Here is a 16,638-nt window from a genome sequence, read left to right as displayed (position 1 = left end):
TAGGCGACGATAGCGTCGGTATCCCCGCTATCTACCGCTCGACGGCCGCGCCGAGCGAATCGAGTACGTCGAAGAAGTCCGGGAAGGACACGTCGACGTGTTCCGCCCCGGTCACTGTCGTCTCGCCGTCGGCGACGAGGCCGGCGACGGCCAGCGACATGATGATACGGTGGTCCGCGCGACCTTCGACGGTCGTGCCGACGAGGTCGCTGTCAGCGCCGTAGACGAACAGTTCGTCTTGGTGCTCCTCGACCTCTGCGCCCATCTTCGTGAGTTCCTCGGCCATCGCGCTCACGCGGTCGGTCTCTTTGTACCGGACGTGCTCGGCGTCGGTGATCCGGGTGACGCCGTCGGCGGCGGCCCCCAGCGTCGCGATGGTCGGCAGGAGGTCAGGCGTGTCTTCGACACCGACCTCGATACCAGTCAGATCTGACTGTGAGACGGTGATTTCGCCCTTGTCCTCGTCCCAGTCGAGGTCGGCTCCCATCCGGTCAAGGATGTCGACGATGGCGGCGTCGCCCTGAGCGCTGGGGAACGCCGACGTGACGCGCAGGCCGTCCTCGGCGGCGAGTGCGCCGGCCGCAAGCAGGTAGCTCATCGACGAGAAGTCCCCGGGGACGTTGTAGTCGCCGCCCGCTGGCGTGTAGGACTGACCGCCCTCGACGGTGAACCCGTTATCTGTCTTCTCGGCGTCGACGCCGAAGTCCGCCAGCACCTCAAGCGTGATGTCGACGTACGGCGACGATTTCAGCTCGGTCGTCAGATCGATGTCGACGCCGTCCGGCGAGACAGCGCCGGCCATCAGCAACGCAGTGATGTACTGCGAGGACACGTCGCCGGGGATCTCGACCGCACCGCCGTCGACGCCGCCGCCGACGACCAGCGGGGCCTGGCCGTTCCGGCGAGTCGATTCGGCGTCGCCGTTCAGTTGTCCGATGGCATCGAGCAGCGGCCCCTGGGGGCGCGACCGGAGTGAGCCGTCGCCAGTTAGCACCGCGAGATTGTCCTGCAGCGCGGCTGTGGCGGTGACCAGCCGCATCGTCGTCCCGCTGTTGGCACAGTCGATAACGTCGTCCGGCGTCCCCGGCCGGCCGTCGAAGCCCGTGACTTCGACCGTCGATTCGTCTTCAGCGAGCGAGACGCTGCCGCCGTAGGCCTCGACGGCGCGCATCGTGGCTTTCGTGTCCGCGCTCACGAGCGGGTCGTGGACGACCGCGCCGTCGGCGTAGCCCGCGGCCAGCACCGCCCGGTGCGTGTAGCTCTTCGACGGCGGCGCTTGCGCCGTCCCCTCGACCGTCGATTCGGCAATCGTGATGTCCATGCCCGGTCGGTAGCGGGCGTTCGACAAGAGGCTACCGCTCTCTCACCCCACCGATGGCGGGAGCAACGACCTTGTGGCTGGCAGCGGTACCACCGCTATGGTCCCAGCGATGGACGGCGCGACCGCTGTCGTCACGGGTGCGAGTAAAGGTATCGGCGAGCAGATAGCCCACGCGGTAGCGGGTGCGGGCGCACATACAGTCATCTGTGCTCGCGACGCGGAGGCCCTCGAACGTGTCGAAGCCGATATACGGGATGCAGGCGACTCCGTGACCACGATTCGGACGGACGTGCGCGACGAGTACGACGTAGAACGACTGGTCGAAACTGCGACGCGGGAGGGGAACGGTGCGATACAGTACGTCGTCGCCAACGCCGGCGTCTACCACGGGATCGCCGGCGAGACACCGCTCACCGAGGAATCCTACGCCGCATTCGACGACCACCTCCGGACGAACGCTCGGGGCGTGTTCTCGACGATCCGCGAAGCCGTCCCACACCTCGGTCCGGACGCCCGCATCGTCGTCCCGACGGGCGTCGTCGCCCGCGAAAGGATGCCCGGCTACGGCTCCTACGCCGTCTCGAAGGCCGCCGCGGAGGCTGTCGCCCGCGGGTTCGCCGCCGACCTCGACGTCCCGGTCGGTGCAGTCGACCCCGGACAGGTCGCGACGGACCTCTCCGGTGACGGCGGACGCGACCCGGAATCCGTCGCCGAAATGGTCCTCTGGGCGCTCCGGGACGCTGACCCGTCGGCACTGGACGGCGGCGTCATCGACTGGGGCGACTATCGGTCGGCGACGCGGTAACCGCCACCGATGGGTTTATTAGCAACAGCCCAGTGATTGTAGATAATGTCTATTAACTCGAACTCAATTTTTAATAACGCTGGCCGAATCTCCACCGCCGGCATCGCGAGTGTCGTCGGCCTGGTGATCCTGTCCGGCGTCGCAGTCACCGGCGGGGCGAGTAAGGTCCTGGTCATCTCCTGGGTCGCGTTCGTGGCAATGGCACTGGGCGCGTGGCTCGGGGCGCGGGCCGATGAAACGAACCCCTACCGACTGGTCTGGGGCTACGGGCTCGCGAGCGGGGCGATGGTCACGTCGGCGGCCATGTTCCTCGTCCCGCAGGCGATGGGACTGGGCGGCCAGGCCGGGGCAGCGCGTATCGGCGGCGTCGGCATCGCCGCCGGACTGGTCACCGGCTACGGCACCCACACTATCGGCCACCGGCTGACCCACGTCGAGACTGCCTTCGACATGACGACGCTTGCCATCGCCGCCCACGCCCTCTCGGCCGGCCTGGTCATCGGGCTGGTCTACGCCTCGATGCCCGAACTGGGTATCCTGCTCGGCCTCGCTATCGTCTCACACAAAGGGCCGGCCGGCTACGCCGCCGCCCGGCGGCTCGGACGTAGCGGCAAGTCCGCGACTGCCCTGTTGCTCCCCGCGGCCGGCGTCGGCCTGACGGCGATCCCGTCCGCGCTCCTTCCGGTCCCGGAGTCCGCCCTTCTCAACGCAGTTATCTTCGGGTTCGCCGCCGGTATCTTCCTCCACGTCGCGATGGACTTCCTGCCGAACTGCGAGGCCGGCAGCGAGATCGACGAGGTCTGTGAACTCCACGACCACTCCCACGACCTGCTCGACGAACTCCGAACGCACGCCGTCGGGTCGACGGTGGTCGGCGCTGCTGTCATCGTGCTGGCCTGGGTCGCTATCTGAACGCGCGTCCGTCGTCACCGGACGGGCACAGTCACAGTGATTCTCGTCCCGTCGGTATCGGCCTGGATATCCATATCGCCACCGACGTAGCTGATGAGCCAGTACGCGAACCACAGCCCCAGCCCGGACCCGTGTTCGAGCGGCTTCTCTTCCGCCGCCTCGATGACCCGCCGCTCTTGGTCCGGGACCCCCGGCCCGTTGTCCGCAATCGTCACTGTCGCTGTCGAGTCGTGGCGCTCCGTCCGGACGGTGACCCGCGGTGCCGATGCGTCCGAGTGCTTGATACCGTTCTCGATGAGTTCCTGCAACGCCGGAATGACCTTCGCGTCTATCGTCGGCGACGGGACGGAGTCGCTCTCGACGACGAACTCGGCGTCGGGGTACGCTGCGGCCAGCCCGTCCGTGATGTCACTGAGGACGTCTTCGAGTTCGCGCTCAACATCGTCGGTAAGCGAGTCCGCGAGCAGTTCCTGTACGTGGTGCGCTTTCTCACTGATGTCGAGCAGGGACTGCACGTTCGCTTTGATCGTCTCAAGGTGGTCGAGAGCGTCGTCGTCGTCGACTAACTCTGACAGGATATCCGCACGTCCGCTGATGGTCGTTCCGTTGTTCCGGAGATTGTGCCGGAGAATCCGATGGAACACGGTGAGCTGTTGCTCGCGTAGTCGGCGACCGGTAATTTCGTCCTGCATCCCGACGAACCCCTGGATCGTCCCGTCCGCGTCCTGAATCGGGGCGATGGTCTGGTTGATGATGAACCGCTCGCCGGACTTGCGCTCGTTTACGATCTCGCTCGTCCAGACCTCGCCGCGACAGATCGTGTCCCAGAGCCGTTCGTAGAACTGTTCGCCCTGTTCACCGGACTTGAGTATCCGCGGTGTCCGGCCAATCGCCTCTTCGGCGCTAAACCCGGTGAGTTCCTCGAACGCCGGATTAACGTATTCGATGACACCGTAGGTGTTCGTTATCAGAATCGCGTGGCCCGCGTGCTCCACGGCGTTCCTGAACCGCCGGAGTTCGCTGTTTTGTTCTCTGAGGTCCGCAACGAGGTCCTCAGTGTGGCTGCGCCGGGCGAGGAGGTTCGTGATGGTTCGAAAGAGCGCCTGCGTGTCCAGCGGCGCTGTCATGATATCATCGACGACGAGTGGCTGCTCGGCCGCGTCGATATCGGGCAGGTCAATCCTGACTGGCGTCTCCTCACGACGGACCAGAATCACGGGGCAAAACACCGGATCTGCCCGGTGTTTGTACCGCTCTATCGACTCTCTGTACTTCGGAAACGACGACTCGTCGACGATGTGGAGGTCGACTTCCCGGAACTCGTCGTCCGTGATCGGCGTGTGGTGTTCGGCGACGACGGAGGCGAGTGCCTCCCGGTTGCCGTCGCCGGCCAGCAGTAATTGGACGTCGGCCATCGGTGGTTAGCGAGTGGGCGACCGCCCGCTGCTATCTCCATGCTGTTCAGGGACGCCCTCGAACACGCCGTGCATCCCCGAGACGGGGTCGCCGACCTGTAGGCCGTCGGCGGTTATCTCGAACCGCCGAGGGACCGTCTCGAACCCGCCGACGCGCTTTTTCAGCGCACCGATGACGCGCTGGAGTTCTCCCTCGACCTCGATATAGTTCTCGAAGACGATGTTGTCCGCGAGGTAGCTGACGTTCTCGCTCGTCGGCTCGTGCAGGCCCGTCACGTCTCTGCGCTGGTCGATCAGGACGACGGCGACGTTCCCACGCGTGAGATGCTGTGTCAGGGCGTGGAGCCGTCGGCGCAGTTCCACGTCGTCTTGCCCGTGTTTGATCGCGTTCTTGTAGCCCGCGATGCCGTCGATGACGACGAGTTCGGCCCCGCGCTCCGCGGCCTGGGTCTTCACGCGGTTCGCGAACTCCTCGGGGGACAGCGCCAGCGACTCGACCTCCTCGATGTGGAGTGTCCCCTCGTCACGCAACTGCGAGAGCGGCATCCCGAACGTCTCACAGCGGTAGGTGAACGTCTCGATGGATTCGTCGAACAGGTAGGCGAGCGCCGGGGACCCGTCTGCCGCTGCGGAGGCCAGGAACTCAGTCGCCGTCGTCGACTTGCCGACGCCGGACGGACCACTGATAATCGTCACTGTCCCGCGTTCGAGTCCGCCATCGAGGAGCGAGTCCAGTCCCGGAACCCCGGCGGAGAACTGCGTTGGGTCGAACGACCGCGTCCGCTGTTCCGGTTCGAGCGCCGGATACACTTCGACACCGGACTCGCGGATTTCCATCCCGTGTGAGCCGTCCTGTTGGCCGATGCCGCGATGCTTGCGCAGTCGAATACGCCGACCCGCCTTCTCGTCGCCGTAACTGAGCGAGATGATGCCGTCGCTGAGCGACCTGAGTTGGCTGTCCATCTGATTGCTCGGCGTCTTGGTCGCCAGCACGGTCGTCTCCCTGTCTTGCAAAAAGCGCGCGAAGGAGATGATGCGCTTGCGAAACTGGTACTCGGTCGGTTCGAGATACTGAAAGTGTGTGATCGGATCGATGAGGACGCGGTCCGGGTCCACCCGCTCGATTGTCTCGCGGATATCCGAAATCAGGTGGCCGTCCTCGACGTCTCGGGGCTTGACCACGTCGTACGACTCGGCCTCCATGAAAAACTCCGAATCGGGGCCGACATCCAGAAACGTCGCGTCGGCGATATCGATGCCGAGTTCGGCAGTGTTCGCCAGCAAATCGGCAGCCGATTCTTCGGCGTGAATAAACAGCACGTCGTCGCCCGCTTCGAGCCCTGCTTCGAGAAACTGCGTGCCAAGCAGTGTTTTGCCGGTTCCGGGCGGCCCGATAACGAGATACAGCCGCCCTTCCACAAGCCCGCCTCTGAGAAGCGAATCAAGACCGGAGATACCGCTGGAAAGGCGCGTGAACTGCCGCGAAGGAGAGGGCATAGAGAGAGTATCGGATGGCGGGTAATAAGCATCTCGCGAGAACACGGGCGTGACAACCGAAGACAGTCCACGAAACACCGATTCGCGTCTCCTCGCTCTTTCGACTAACGTGGGCGAAAAAGCGACCCCTCGCGCCGCTCGTGGTCGTCCTACTCCTCGTCGAGCAACTGCTCGGCCAGAATCGGGACAAACGTCCGCAATCCACCTTTTTTACCGCCGGGTGTGCTCCCAGTGGTCGCACACCACTCGGTAAAAAACGTGGGCGAAAAAGCGACCACTCGCGCTGCTCGTGGTCGTCCTACTCCTCGTCGAGCAACTGCTCGGCCAGAATCGGGACAAACGTGCCGATGTCGGTGACCATCCCGACCGCCTGTGCGGAGCCGCGGTCGAGGAGTTGGGTCACCGTCGCGGGGTTGATGTCGACGCAGACGACCCGCGTCGTCGAGGGGAGACAGTTCCCGACGGCGACCGAGTGCAGCAGCGTCGAGAGCATCAACACCATGTCGGCCTCGTGGGCCTGCTCCCGAATGGCGTTCTGGGCCTCAACGGCGTCGGTGATGGTGTCCGGGAGCGGGCCGTCGTCGCGGATAGAGCCCGCGAGAACGAACGGCCGGTCGTTTTCGATGCACTCGTACATCACGCCGGACTCGATGGTGCCGGAGTCGACGGCCTCCTCGATGCCGCCTTCGCGGATGACCTCGCTGATGGCGTAGATGTGGTGCTTGTGGCCGTGGCGGGGATGGTCAAGGCTCTCTGTGTCCATCCCCAGCGAGGTGCCGTAGATGTCCCGCTCGATGTCGTGGACAGCGAAGCCGTTGCCGGCCGAGAGCATATCGACGTAGCCCTCCCGGACGAGGCGAGCGAGGTCCTCGCGCGCCCCGGAGTGGATGAGGGCTGGCCCACAGACCGCCATCACTTTGCCACCCTCCTTTTTCGTCTCTTTGATGGCGTTCGCGATCTTGCGGATGGTCGACTCCGACGGCCGCTCGGAGGAGACGCCGCCCTGCATGAAGCCGAACGCGCCGCCCGAATCGCGGGGCCGCTCCGGCGGCTGGACCTTGATGCCGGTTTCGTCGGTGACGACCATGTCGCCCTCCTCGATAGCGTTCAGGACCTTGGTGTAAGCTCGGGGGTAGTCTCTCGGTTCCTCGTCGTCACCGTTCGACTGTTCCGAGGCGCGGTGCGCTTCGCCGTCTTCGACGACCACGGCGCAGTCCATCTCCATGTCCTCGACTTCGATCCACTCGCCGTTGTGGCGGATGAACGTCGGGTGGTTCGTCGTCGAGTAGAAGCCGTGCGGGACGACCTGGTCGTCGGGCGCGGGGACGAGCGTGGCGTCTTTCGGGTCCGAGGGGTTGACGCCGTGCTGGTGGAGTTCGTGGACGATCGACTGCAACTGGTCCTCGTCGTCGGCCTCGACGAGCATCCGGGCGTAGGACTCCTCGTCTTTGTGGCGGCCGATATCGAACTCCTGAACGGAGAAGGAGCCGCCAAGGTCCATGATGATGCCGAAACAGGACTGCATCATCCCGGAGTCGATGATGTGGCCCTCTAGCTCGACTTCGCGAGAGACGGTCATGGCCAAGACATGGAGACAGGTGTGTAAGACGGTTTTGGGTCTGTGCTACCCCGGCGGCCCGGCTACCGCCCGTCAACGTGTCGTTGCACGGCCCACGACTCTCCCTCGCTGGCCGCACGCAGCCGCTCGAAGAACCGCTGTAGCCCGTCGGACTCCGTGGTCGGCAGGACGTGCAGTCGGACCGTCCCGTCGCGGACGGCGACGCGGAACACGTCGGTCGTCTCCTCGTCGCGGACCAGCCACAGCGGCATCGGCAGGTCGTGGAAATCACCGTAGCGGTACGGTCCGGCCTCGAGGATGTCGACGACTGTCTCGGCGAGTTCCGGCGTCGCCCGCTCCTGTTCCGGGACAAGTCGGAACTCCGTCCCGCCCTCGTATTCAACCCCACTCCCGTGGGGAAAGCGCCGCTGTGGGTGTGCGGGGATGCTGAACGAGGGGTCCGTGGTCATCTGTCACGTAGTTGGGCGCTTTCGGATTTAAATTCGCGGGCCATGCAGGGCTCGGTAGTATAACCTCCCCTGTGTCTGTGGCGTCGATCCGACGCGGTCTAGCATGACCGGTGGCGAACTAAAGTCATGAGAGTGAATTGTCTCCGGAGTGAGGAATCAGTATGCGCGTTAGTCTGGCGGTGGTAGACCGTCTCGTCGCGAACGGCATCGATACCGTCTTCGGAATCCCGGGGAAGCAGTCCCTCCCGCTGAACGAGGCCATCGGCAAGCGAGACGACATCCGTTTCGTCGTGGCACGACACGAAACTGCGGTCTCACATCAGGCCTGGGGCTATGCAGAGACGAGCGGGCAGATAGCGAGCACTGTTGTCGTCCCCGGCCCGGGCGACATGAACGCGATGAACGGCCTGAAAAACGCGCTGAACGACTGCACGCCGCTGGTGCACTTCGCTATCGAAACCGAGCCGGCGCTCCGGGGCGGCGATGCGATTCACGAAACCCCGCCGGACACCTACGACAACGTCGTCAAAGAGAACATACTACTGAAAAACCCCGAGACGACGGCGGCGACGATCGACCGGGCGGTACAGGTCGCCCAGACACCGCCGAAGGGGCCAGTCAGAGTCGGGCTCCCCAAGAATTACTTGCAGATGGACGTGCCACTCGCCGGTGCAAGCACACCTGCGACACCGTCCACCAGCACCGTCCCGGAGCAGGCGGTTGCGGAAGCCGCCGAGCACCTGCTCGCGGCCGAGATGCCAGTTATCATGGCAGGCGGTGGTGTGCGAGCGTCGGGTGGGACGGCGGCGCTCCGAAGCCTCGCCGAGCGACTTGACGCGCCCGTCGTGACGACGTACAAAGGCAAGGGCGTGCTCCCGGAGGACCACGACCTCAGTGCCGGTGTCCTGAGCGGGAGTGCAAGCCCAGAACTACTGGACTGTCTCGCCGACTCCGATGCCGTACTCGCCGTCGGCTCCGACCTCGACGCACACGGGACACGCGGGTGGTCCGTCGAACTCCCTGAGACGCTCGTTCACGTCACGATTGACGCCGACGACCTCGGCACGGGCTATGACCCGACTGTCGGCATCCTCGCAGATGCCGCGGACGCGATGACGGCGATCGAGAACAAAATCGCGGCGGCCGATACCGCTCCTGCCACGAAGACGGCCGGAACCGAACGCGCACAGGCTGTCCGCGATGCCACTGCGCGTCGTATCGAACCGCTCGTGGATTCGGAACCACCGCTCACCTCCGTCCGTGTGCTGCAAATCCTCCGGGACGCAGTCCCTTCGGATGCCATCACGGCCGTCGACGCCGGGGGGTTCCGCGTCTGGGCGCTGAACACGTTCGAGGCGTACGGACCGCGCAGCTACGTCAACCCCGGGTCGTGGGCGACGATGGGAACCGGACTGCCGTCGGCGATTGGGGCACAGCTAGCGAACTCGGACACACCCGTCGTTGCGCTGACTGGTGATGGCGGCCTCATGATGTGCGTGCACGAGCTCCATACTGCGGTCGCCGAGGACCTCCCGATCACCGTCGTCGTCCTCAACAACGACGATTACGCGATTATCAGCGAGGAGGCCGGCCGGAGTTACGACCTCGACCACCAGGCGTACGGATGGGACACGACGCCGATTGACTTCGGAACTGTCGCTGCCGGAATGGGGATGGAAGCCGTGCAAGCCGACACGGCGTCCGAAATCCGCACGGCGGTTCGCGAGGCGGTGCAGACGGACGCGCCGACGCTCGTCGAGGTCAGGACCGACCCGACGGAACCGCAGGCGAGTGAGTGGATGCGCGAGTAGTGGATTTATCCACCGGCGACGACAAAAGTAGCCCATGTGTGGCCGCTACAGTTTGTTTTCCCCCCGCGAAGACATCGAGGCGCGGTTCGACGCCGAGTTTTCCTTCGACTACGGGTCGCGATACAACGCCGCCCCGAGTCAGGACCTGCCGGTCATCACTGCCGAGTCGTCCGGCACAATCCAGCGGATGGAGTGGGGGCTGATTCCGTCCTGGGCTGACAACCGCACGGACCACAGGCACATCAACGCCCGCGCCGAGACCCTGGCCGAGAAACGCTCGTTCGCCGAGGCATACGAGTCCCGGCGCTGTCTCGTCCCGGCTGATGGGTTCTACGAGTGGGTCGAAACGAGCGACGGCAAGCAACCGTATCGCGTGGCGCTGCCGGACGACGACCTGTTCGCGATGGCGGGGCTGTACGAGCGGTGGGTGCCGCCACAGCGACAGACCGGGCTGGGGGAGTTCGGCGGGAGCGGCGGCGATTCGGGCGGAGAAGACGATATCGTCGAGTCGTTCACGATTGTGACGACCGAACCGAACGACGCCGTCGCCGACCTCCATCACCGGATGGCTGTCATCCTCGATCCGTCGGAGGAGTCGACGTGGCTGCGCGGGAGCGTCGGCGACGTGACTGCACTGCTCGACCCGTACGACGGGCCGATGCAGACCTATCCGGTTTCGACGGCCGTCAACAGTCCCGCTAACGACTCGCCGGAACTCATCGAACCGGTCGGATAGCGACGGCGTTACTCGCTCGGCGTGTTCTGGCGCTTGAACTGGTGCAACATCTTCCAGAGCGTCTCTTCTTCGACCTGGTTTTCGGCGGCGGATAGCTGACGGTACAGGCCCTCAGAGACGGTAATCTCGGGCATTACTGGAACGCTCGTGTGGAGGCAACATAAGCTTCTGGAGACTCGGAACCGAGTGAATGTATTCGTCCCACAATATTCTGGGTGCGTCGTTACGGGGGCTAATCTCCTTCTCCCGGTGTATGCAGTCGTACGCCCAGCGAGACGACGGTACTGTCGCGTCCAGTGTGACTGAGCTCATCGGCGACACGCCGCTGGTCTGTCTCGACAGCTTCGCGGACAATCTGCTCGGCAAGGTCGAAGCGGCTAATCCTTACTCCGTCAAGGACCGCATCGCGCTGTACATGGTCGAGGCGGCCGCCGAGTCCGGTGACCTCCCCGACGACGGGACGGTCGTCGAAGCGACCAGCGGCAACACCGGCATCGGGCTGGCCGCCGTCTGTGCCGCACGGGGGTACGACTGCGTGCTGACGATGCCCGAATCGATGAGCGAGGAGCGCCGGCAGTTGCTGTCGGGGCTCGGCGCGGACCTCGAACTCACGCCGGCCGACGGCGGCATGAGCGGCGCAATCGAGCGCGCGAACGAACTCGCGGATGCGCCGGGAACTGTCCGCGCCCGGCAGTTCGAGAACGAGGCGAACCCGCGCGCCCACCGCGAGACGACGGGTCCGGAGATATGGGCCGATACCGACGGCGACGTAGACGCCGTCGTTGCCGGTGTCGGGACCGGCGGCACGATCACCGGCATCTCGGAGTACATCGAAGAGGAGGTCGGCGCGGACCTCACCTCGGTCGCCGTCGAGCCTGAACAGTCCAAACTGCTCTCGGCGGATGACCCGGACAGCCACGACATCCAGGGTATCGGTCCCGGATTCGTTCCGGATATCCTCCGACGTGACCTCGTCGACGAGGTGCGGACTGCGAGCAAGACGGAATCTATCGACGCGACCCACCGACTCGCCAGCGAGGAGGGCATCATGGTCGGTATCTCCTCGGGTGCGGCGCTGCACGCGGCCGCGGAGTACGCTACCGAGAACCCCGACGAGACGGTGGTCGTCGTCCTGCCGGACACCGGCGAACGATACCTCTCGACGGACCTGTGGGAATAAGCGAGAAACGTAGCCGGGCGGCGGGGAAAACAGCCCTCAGGCGACGCGACCGAACGCTAGCGTGCCGCTGATGCTCTCTATGTAGGCCTCGACGACCTGCCCTTCGCGCGCTCCGGAGACGAAGATGGTGTACTTCCCTTTCTCGGCGACACCGTCGCCCTCGCGGCCGGTGCCGGTGATCTTGACCTCGTAGGTCTCGCCTTCTTCGAGCGTGGGTCGGTCCTGCTGCGTGTTCGAACTCGCGCCCTTGGCGACCGGGCGGAACGCACCACAGGCCTGACAGCGCAGCATGTCGACGCCGTCCTCGTTCTTGAGGACGGTGTCGGGCAGGCCACACTCGGAACAGGTGACGTACTCGGCGACGTACGCGTCGATGGCGGCCTCGAAATCAGCAGTGTCGAACGAGCCGTTGTAGCGGGCTTCGCCGCCGTCGAACTGACCGTTGGTCCCGAACTCGCGCTGGATGGCTCGGTGGAGATGCTGGGCGTCCCGCGAGACTGCGTCGGCGATTGCCTCTAAGTTCGTCAGGCGTGTGAACGCACCGTCGGTCTGGCCCTCGGGGTCGGGAATCGAGAGCCGTTCACCGGCTTCCCGGGGCTGGTCTGGTAGTACGTCGTACGCTCGCTGTAGGGCGGACTCGTAGTTCATACATCTTAGACGGTGCTGGCACGTAAATGGATTCCGTCACATCTGTAATCTCCTATCGGCCAATGATATTAATACTGAGAGTGGATAATTGATTGACATGGATCAGCACGAACAGCCTGTGGAGACGCCGGGACTCTCGTCCAAGCGACTCGATACGCTATTACGGACGCTGGCAGCCGAGCCCCGGCGGATGATATACACTTACCTCACCGAACACGACTCGGCCTCAATCGCGGAACTCACTGACGTGGTCGTGGGCTGGTCCAGCGCGCGTGCTCGAGACACCGACGCCTGCAACTGGGATGATACCCGCACGTCGCTCCACCACCGCCACCTCCCTGTTCTCGATGACGCTGGCGTTATTAGCTACGACGCTGCCCAGCGGACCGCGACGCTGGCATCGCTGTCGCCATCCACGGCCGAGGTTCTGGCGACGATAACCGATCTGGATACCGCCGAGACAGACCACGAGGACTGATCGTGGGCCGATGACAGTTCGTACCCTCCTCCGACGCTTCGAGGACTCGGACGTGGAGATAACTGTGTACGGTCCGCCCGCAACGAAGACTGTGGGCGAGCGTCTGGCAACTCAGGGGATCGATGCCACCTGGCAGAAACTCCCGACCGGACACCGGAACGCGTTTGCCGTCATCCGTCGGGACGGTGTGTTCGCCGAGGCAGTCCCGCTCACCGCGCTGCAGGCGTTTCTGTGCGATCCGACGGCCGGTATCGGCGACAGCGAAGCGCCTGACAGTGATCCGGGTCGACAGCTTCTCCGCTCGGCGCTCGCGAACACGCTCCTCGCATCGCTCACGCCGGCACAGTTGCTCGCAACGTCGCACGAGTTCGAGGACAGGGCCTACCGCGTCGGGGAGGGAACGCTTCGAGTGAGCTTCCAGTCGCTGTCGATCTTCCGCTCTCAGCGCGCCCGATACCAGACGCTCGCCAGCGACACGGAACTCGACATCCACGTTTACGGACGAGACGACTGGGAGCCACCGGCGATTCCCGGAATCTCGTTCCATCCGCTCACAGACACCGCCCTCGAACAGGTGTGGCTGCTGGCGTTCGACGCCGCCGGCGACGACCAGAACAAGTGTGCACTCGTCGCCGAAGAAACCGAGGACGGACCGTTTCGTGGTCTCTGGACGTACAACCCACGGCTGGTCGACGAAATCATGACGGCGGTTGTGGCTGTCGACGAGTAGCAACTGACCACGAGTCGGCCCGGAAACACCCAGCGGATGCTATGCCGGACATGACAGCGGAACCCGAAGCCCGAGGCCGTCACGCTCGATAGTCGTTCCGAAGGGCCGAGAGCGCTCCCGGAGTGTCTCACGAAGCCACTCAGCCACCGCTTCGTCGGCACGTCCGACCTGCGTGTACGCGTTCTCGACCGGCGTGAGTTCGAGCGCGGCCAGCCGGCCGTCCACGATATGGAGTTCGAACAGGACGCTCCGGTCGTTGCGGTAGCCGTCCTTAACTGCGTAGTCGTCGACGAAGTTGCCGGTGTCGTACATGATGGGGCGACCGCGGTACATCTCGATGCCCTGGACGACGTGGGCGCTGTGGCCGTGGACCACGTCGGCACCGTTGTCTACGAGCCAGCGGGCGAACGCTTGCTGTGTCTTGCTTGGCTCTGTCACCCAGTTCGGCCCCCAGTGGGCGGTGACGACGAGCAGGTCCGGGTTGGCGTCGCGGGCCGCCGCCAGCGCACCCCCGACGCGGCGGCGCGTCAGCGGGTGGTTCGGGTCCAGCGGCGCGTAGGCCGTGCCGGGGCTGTCGCCGTCGGCGGCGTAACTCGGCGACTGGTCGGTGACGGCGACGACGGCGATAGAGAGTCCACCGACGTCGATGACCGCCGGTTCGAATGCGGCGTCTCGACTCTCCCCAGCGCCGGCCGAGGCGATGCCACCGTCGGCGAGATGCGCCGGCGTGTCCGTGAGCGCCGCCGGTCCGAAATCGAGCAGGTGGTTGTTCGCCAGTCCGGCACAGGAGACGCCGGCGCGGTCCAGCGCGGCCACGGCCCATCTCGGGCTCGCTCGGAAGTGGAACGTACGGCCGGGCCGCGGTTCGCCGCGGTCCGAGAGACAGCATTCGAGGTTCGCCACCAGCCCGTCGAGTGACTGGAGTTCGTCGAGCATCGACCCCCAGACGGCCGTCGGTCCGTCGGGGGCATCGCGCCAGCGTTCGTCGACGCTCCGGCCCAGCATCACGTCGCCGACGAACCCGATGCGCACCGACGCGTCCGTCGGGACCGACGGCGGACACGCCACCTCCGCGTCGCCAGCAGCACCAAGACAGCCCGAGAGAGCGGTGAGACTCCCGAGGGCGGGGCCACCGCTGGCGAGGACGGTTCGGCGGGTCGGAGCCACGATGGGGACAGTTACACGGGGACCGCCTTGAATTTCGGTCCCCGGGAGTCGGCCTCACTCCAGATGGTGGTAGTCGAGTTCGTAGCCGACGTCGACCGCCTCGCTGACGGCCTCGCTCGGCTCGGCCACGCCGCGGGTCGTCAGTTCGAGCCCGGTGTCGCCGCGGTCCACGAGGATGTTCCGCCGCCAGTCTGGGTCCACGTCGGCCGCGTCGGTGCGGTAGTGCGCGCCGCGGGACTCGTCGCGCTTGCGCGCGCTCAACAGCAGAGCTTCGGCGACCGTGAGGCTGAAGAACAGGTCGACGGCGAGTTCGAACGACAGGCTGGTCCGGTCGCCATCGATGCCGATGTTCCCCGTCCGCTCACGGAGGACATCGAGCGCGGCGAGCCCGTCCGACAGTGATTCGCCGTTACGGAGGATGCCGGCGTGGTCCCACAGCAGGTCGCCGAGGTCCGCGAGTAGCTCTTCTGGTGTTTCGTCGCCGTCCGTCGCCTCCAGTTCTTGCAGCGACCGGAACTCGCGCTCGGCGATGGCACGCTGGCCAGCCGGCAGGGCGGCGTCGCGGTCGTCTGTCACCTGCGCCGCGACGTGGTCGCCGACGAGCGCGCCGATGGCGACCGTCTCCGCGAGCGAGTTCCCGCCCAGGCGGTTCGCGCCGTGGACGCCTGCCACCGTCTCGCCGACGGCGTAGAGCCCACCAACGCCGGTTTCGCCGGTCTCGAAGTCGATATCGACGCCCCCCATCGAGTAGTGGGCGGTCGGCGCGATTTCCATCGGCTTTTCCGTGATGTCGACGCCGAGATCCATGAACCGCTCGTACATCCGCGGGAGCCGCGATTTGATGTAGTCGTCGTCGCGGTGCGAGATGTCCAGATAGACGCCGCCGTTCTCCGTCCCGCGGCCCTCACGCAGTTCCTGAGCGATGGCGCGGGCCACCACGTCCCGCGCGTCGAGTTCCATCTGGTCAGGCGAGTACTCCTCCATGAACCGCTCGCCGTCTTTGTTGAGCAGTCGACCGCCCTCGCCCCGGACCGCTTCGGTGACGAGGCGGCCGTCCCAGTCCTCGCCGTAGCGGTCGCCGACCATCCCCGTCGGGTGGAACTGGACGAACTCCATGTCCATCAGCGACGCGCCGGCATCGAGCGCCAGCGCCGGACCGTCGCCGTTGTTCTCCTCGTCACGCGAGGAGTGGCGGTTGTACAGCGCGGAGGACCCACCCGCCGCTAGGACGACGTGGTCCGACTCGAAGAGGATGAACTCGCCGCTCTCCATGTCGTAGCCGGCCGCCCCGTAGACATGATCGCCATCCGAGAGCAGGCGCGTGATCATCACGTTGTCGCGGTAGGGGATTTCGAGCGACTGGGCCCTGTCGACGAGCGTGTCGAGCATCGCCTCGCCCGTGCGGTCGCCGACGAAGCAGGTCCGGCGGAACGACTGCGCGCCGAAGTATCGCTGATTGATTTTGCCGTCTTCGGTCCGGTCGAAGGGCATGCCCCAGTCGTCGAGTTCCCGGATGCGGTCGGGCATGTGCTTGGTCGTCAGCTCGACCGCTTTCGGGTCGTTGATGAAATGGCCCTCGTCCAGCGTGTCTGCCGCGTGGATGGTCCAGTCGTCCTCCGGGTCGAGCGACCCCAGCGAGGCGTTGATGCCGCCGGCCGCCCAGGTCGTGTGCGCATCGCCGTGGTCCCGCTTGCCGATGACCAGCGGTTCGACACCGTTCTCGGCGAGTCCGATAGCGACCCGCGCCCCGGCAGCGCCAGCGCCGACGACCAGCACTGGTACCGACACCGTCTCGTAGTCGACCGCCGGACCTGCATCGGTCGCCCGACCGTCGGCCGCCTGCTCGCCGTCAGCGGATGGCTTCTGTGGTGTCATCGTTTAACGTAGGTGCTGTAGGCTTATGAGGCCTT

At 65.4% G+C, this 16,638-nt stretch carries 16 protein-coding genes; 7 read left to right on the top strand and 9 right to left on the bottom strand.

The window, feature by feature from the left end; all coding sequences use genetic code 11:
- Positions 1-31: 31 nt before the first annotated feature.
- Positions 32-1,321 (bottom strand): 3-phosphoshikimate 1-carboxyvinyltransferase, encoded by a 1,290-nt coding sequence (gene aroA, locus C442_RS10605; protein ID WP_008310292.1) that lies wholly within the window; start codon positions 1,319-1,321, stop codon positions 32-34.
- A gap of 97 nt (positions 1,322-1,418) precedes the next feature.
- Between aroA and C442_RS10600 the strand changes: the two genes are divergently transcribed.
- A complete protein-coding gene (locus C442_RS10600) occupies positions 1,419-2,126 on the top strand; it encodes an SDR family NAD(P)-dependent oxidoreductase (RefSeq protein ID WP_193363406.1) in 708 nt (235 codons plus the stop codon).
- Between the two features lie 45 nt (positions 2,127-2,171).
- Positions 2,172-3,038 (top strand): ZIP family metal transporter, encoded by an 867-nt coding sequence (locus C442_RS10595; RefSeq protein ID WP_008310290.1) that lies wholly within the window; start codon positions 2,172-2,174, stop codon positions 3,036-3,038.
- A gap of 14 nt (positions 3,039-3,052) precedes the next feature.
- Here the strand turns inward: C442_RS10595 and C442_RS10590 are convergent, their stop codons facing one another.
- The 4 genes from C442_RS10590 to C442_RS10575 all read right to left on the bottom strand — a co-directional run bounded on the left by C442_RS10590 (position 3,053) and on the right by C442_RS10575 (position 7,978).
- Positions 3,053-4,453 (bottom strand): PAS domain S-box protein, encoded by a 1,401-nt coding sequence (locus C442_RS10590; RefSeq protein ID WP_008310289.1) that lies wholly within the window; start codon positions 4,451-4,453, stop codon positions 3,053-3,055.
- A gap of 6 nt (positions 4,454-4,459) precedes the next feature.
- Positions 4,460-5,950: an ATPase domain-containing protein gene (locus C442_RS10585; RefSeq protein ID WP_049942940.1), complete on the bottom strand. Its 1,491-nt coding sequence runs from the start codon at positions 5,948-5,950 to the stop codon at positions 4,460-4,462.
- A 298-nt stretch (positions 5,951-6,248) separates the two neighbouring features.
- Positions 6,249-7,529 (bottom strand): ornithine cyclodeaminase, encoded by a 1,281-nt coding sequence (locus tag C442_RS10580; protein WP_008310284.1) that lies wholly within the window; start codon positions 7,527-7,529, stop codon positions 6,249-6,251.
- A 62-nt stretch (positions 7,530-7,591) separates the two neighbouring features.
- Positions 7,592-7,978, bottom strand: a complete 387-nt coding sequence (locus C442_RS10575; protein ID WP_008310282.1) for a hypothetical protein — start codon at positions 7,976-7,978, stop codon at positions 7,592-7,594.
- 161 nt (positions 7,979-8,139) lie between these two features.
- Between C442_RS10575 and C442_RS10570 the strand changes: the two genes are divergently transcribed.
- Positions 8,140-9,789, top strand: a complete 1,650-nt coding sequence (locus tag C442_RS10570; RefSeq protein WP_008310280.1) for a thiamine pyrophosphate-binding protein — start codon at positions 8,140-8,142, stop codon at positions 9,787-9,789.
- 34 nt (positions 9,790-9,823) lie between these two features.
- On the top strand, positions 9,824-10,525 hold the full coding sequence (locus C442_RS10565; RefSeq protein ID WP_008310278.1) for an SOS response-associated peptidase: 702 nt from the start codon (positions 9,824-9,826) through the stop codon (positions 10,523-10,525).
- Between the two features lie 8 nt (positions 10,526-10,533).
- Here C442_RS10565 and C442_RS22895 read toward each other — a convergent pair whose 3' ends face one another.
- Positions 10,534-10,659: a hypothetical protein gene (locus C442_RS22895; RefSeq protein WP_008310277.1), complete on the bottom strand. Its 126-nt coding sequence runs from the start codon at positions 10,657-10,659 to the stop codon at positions 10,534-10,536.
- Between the two features lie 119 nt (positions 10,660-10,778).
- Between C442_RS22895 and cysK the strand changes: the two genes are divergently transcribed.
- On the top strand, positions 10,779-11,705 hold the full coding sequence (gene cysK, locus C442_RS10560; RefSeq protein ID WP_008310275.1) for a cysteine synthase A: 927 nt from the start codon (positions 10,779-10,781) through the stop codon (positions 11,703-11,705).
- A 36-nt stretch (positions 11,706-11,741) separates the two neighbouring features.
- On the opposite strand, the gene C442_RS10555 is transcribed toward cysK, so the two are convergent.
- On the bottom strand, positions 11,742-12,353 hold the full coding sequence (locus C442_RS10555; RefSeq protein ID WP_008310273.1) for a translation initiation factor IF-2 subunit beta: 612 nt from the start codon (positions 12,351-12,353) through the stop codon (positions 11,742-11,744).
- A 97-nt stretch (positions 12,354-12,450) separates the two neighbouring features.
- Between C442_RS10555 and C442_RS10550 the strand changes: the two genes are divergently transcribed.
- Together C442_RS10550 and C442_RS10545 are read left to right on the top strand one after the other, a co-directional pair.
- On the top strand, positions 12,451-12,831 hold the full coding sequence (locus C442_RS10550; protein ID WP_008310271.1) for a DUF7344 domain-containing protein: 381 nt from the start codon (positions 12,451-12,453) through the stop codon (positions 12,829-12,831).
- A 10-nt stretch (positions 12,832-12,841) separates the two neighbouring features.
- Positions 12,842-13,561, top strand: a complete 720-nt coding sequence (locus C442_RS10545; protein ID WP_008310269.1) for a DICT sensory domain-containing protein — start codon at positions 12,842-12,844, stop codon at positions 13,559-13,561.
- Between the two features lie 39 nt (positions 13,562-13,600).
- Here C442_RS10545 and C442_RS10540 read toward each other — a convergent pair whose 3' ends face one another.
- Both C442_RS10540 and C442_RS10535 read right to left on the bottom strand, forming a co-directional pair.
- Positions 13,601-14,728 (bottom strand): CapA family protein, encoded by a 1,128-nt coding sequence (locus tag C442_RS10540; RefSeq protein ID WP_008310268.1) that lies wholly within the window; start codon positions 14,726-14,728, stop codon positions 13,601-13,603.
- 54 nt (positions 14,729-14,782) lie between these two features.
- Positions 14,783-16,603, bottom strand: coding sequence for an L-aspartate oxidase (locus tag C442_RS10535; protein WP_008310267.1), 1,821 nt, complete (start codon positions 16,601-16,603; stop codon positions 14,783-14,785).
- Positions 16,604-16,638: the final 35 nt, after the last annotated feature.

It is taken from the genome of Haloarcula amylolytica JCM 13557 (assembly GCF_000336615.1).
Taxonomy (GTDB): domain Archaea; phylum Halobacteriota; class Halobacteria; order Halobacteriales; family Haloarculaceae; genus Haloarcula; species Haloarcula amylolytica.
Note: the sequence above shows the minus strand (reverse complement) of the source record. Positions and strands in the feature narration are given on the sequence as shown.

Excerpts from the sequence above, each read along its gene's own strand:
- aroA (WP_008310292.1), bottom strand. The coding sequence starts at position 1,321 with ATGGACATCACGATTGCCGAATCGACGGTCGAGGGGACGGCGCAAGCG.
- C442_RS10600 (WP_193363406.1), top strand. The coding sequence starts at position 1,419 with ATGGTCCCAGCGATGGACGGCGCGACCGCTGTCGTCACGGGTGCGAGT.
- C442_RS10595 (WP_008310290.1), top strand. The coding sequence starts at position 2,172 with ATGTCTATTAACTCGAACTCAATTTTTAATAACGCTGGCCGAATCTCC.
- C442_RS10590 (WP_008310289.1), bottom strand. The coding sequence starts at position 4,453 with ATGGCCGACGTCCAATTACTGCTGGCCGGCGACGGCAACCGGGAGGCA.
- C442_RS10585 (WP_049942940.1), bottom strand. The coding sequence starts at position 5,950 with ATGCCCTCTCCTTCGCGGCAGTTCACGCGCCTTTCCAGCGGTATCTCC.
- C442_RS10580 (WP_008310284.1), bottom strand. The coding sequence starts at position 7,529 with ATGACCGTCTCTCGCGAAGTCGAGCTAGAGGGCCACATCATCGACTCC.
- C442_RS10575 (WP_008310282.1), bottom strand. The coding sequence starts at position 7,978 with ATGACCACGGACCCCTCGTTCAGCATCCCCGCACACCCACAGCGGCGC.
- C442_RS10570 (WP_008310280.1), top strand. The coding sequence starts at position 8,140 with ATGCGCGTTAGTCTGGCGGTGGTAGACCGTCTCGTCGCGAACGGCATC.
- C442_RS10565 (WP_008310278.1), top strand. The coding sequence starts at position 9,824 with ATGTGTGGCCGCTACAGTTTGTTTTCCCCCCGCGAAGACATCGAGGCG.
- C442_RS22895 (WP_008310277.1), bottom strand. The coding sequence starts at position 10,659 with ATGCCCGAGATTACCGTCTCTGAGGGCCTGTACCGTCAGCTATCCGCC.
- cysK (WP_008310275.1), top strand. The coding sequence starts at position 10,779 with ATGCAGTCGTACGCCCAGCGAGACGACGGTACTGTCGCGTCCAGTGTG.
- C442_RS10555 (WP_008310273.1), bottom strand. The coding sequence starts at position 12,353 with ATGAACTACGAGTCCGCCCTACAGCGAGCGTACGACGTACTACCAGAC.
- C442_RS10550 (WP_008310271.1), top strand. The coding sequence starts at position 12,451 with ATGGATCAGCACGAACAGCCTGTGGAGACGCCGGGACTCTCGTCCAAG.
- C442_RS10545 (WP_008310269.1), top strand. The coding sequence starts at position 12,842 with ATGACAGTTCGTACCCTCCTCCGACGCTTCGAGGACTCGGACGTGGAG.
- C442_RS10535 (WP_008310267.1), bottom strand. The coding sequence starts at position 16,603 with ATGACACCACAGAAGCCATCCGCTGACGGCGAGCAGGCGGCCGACGGT.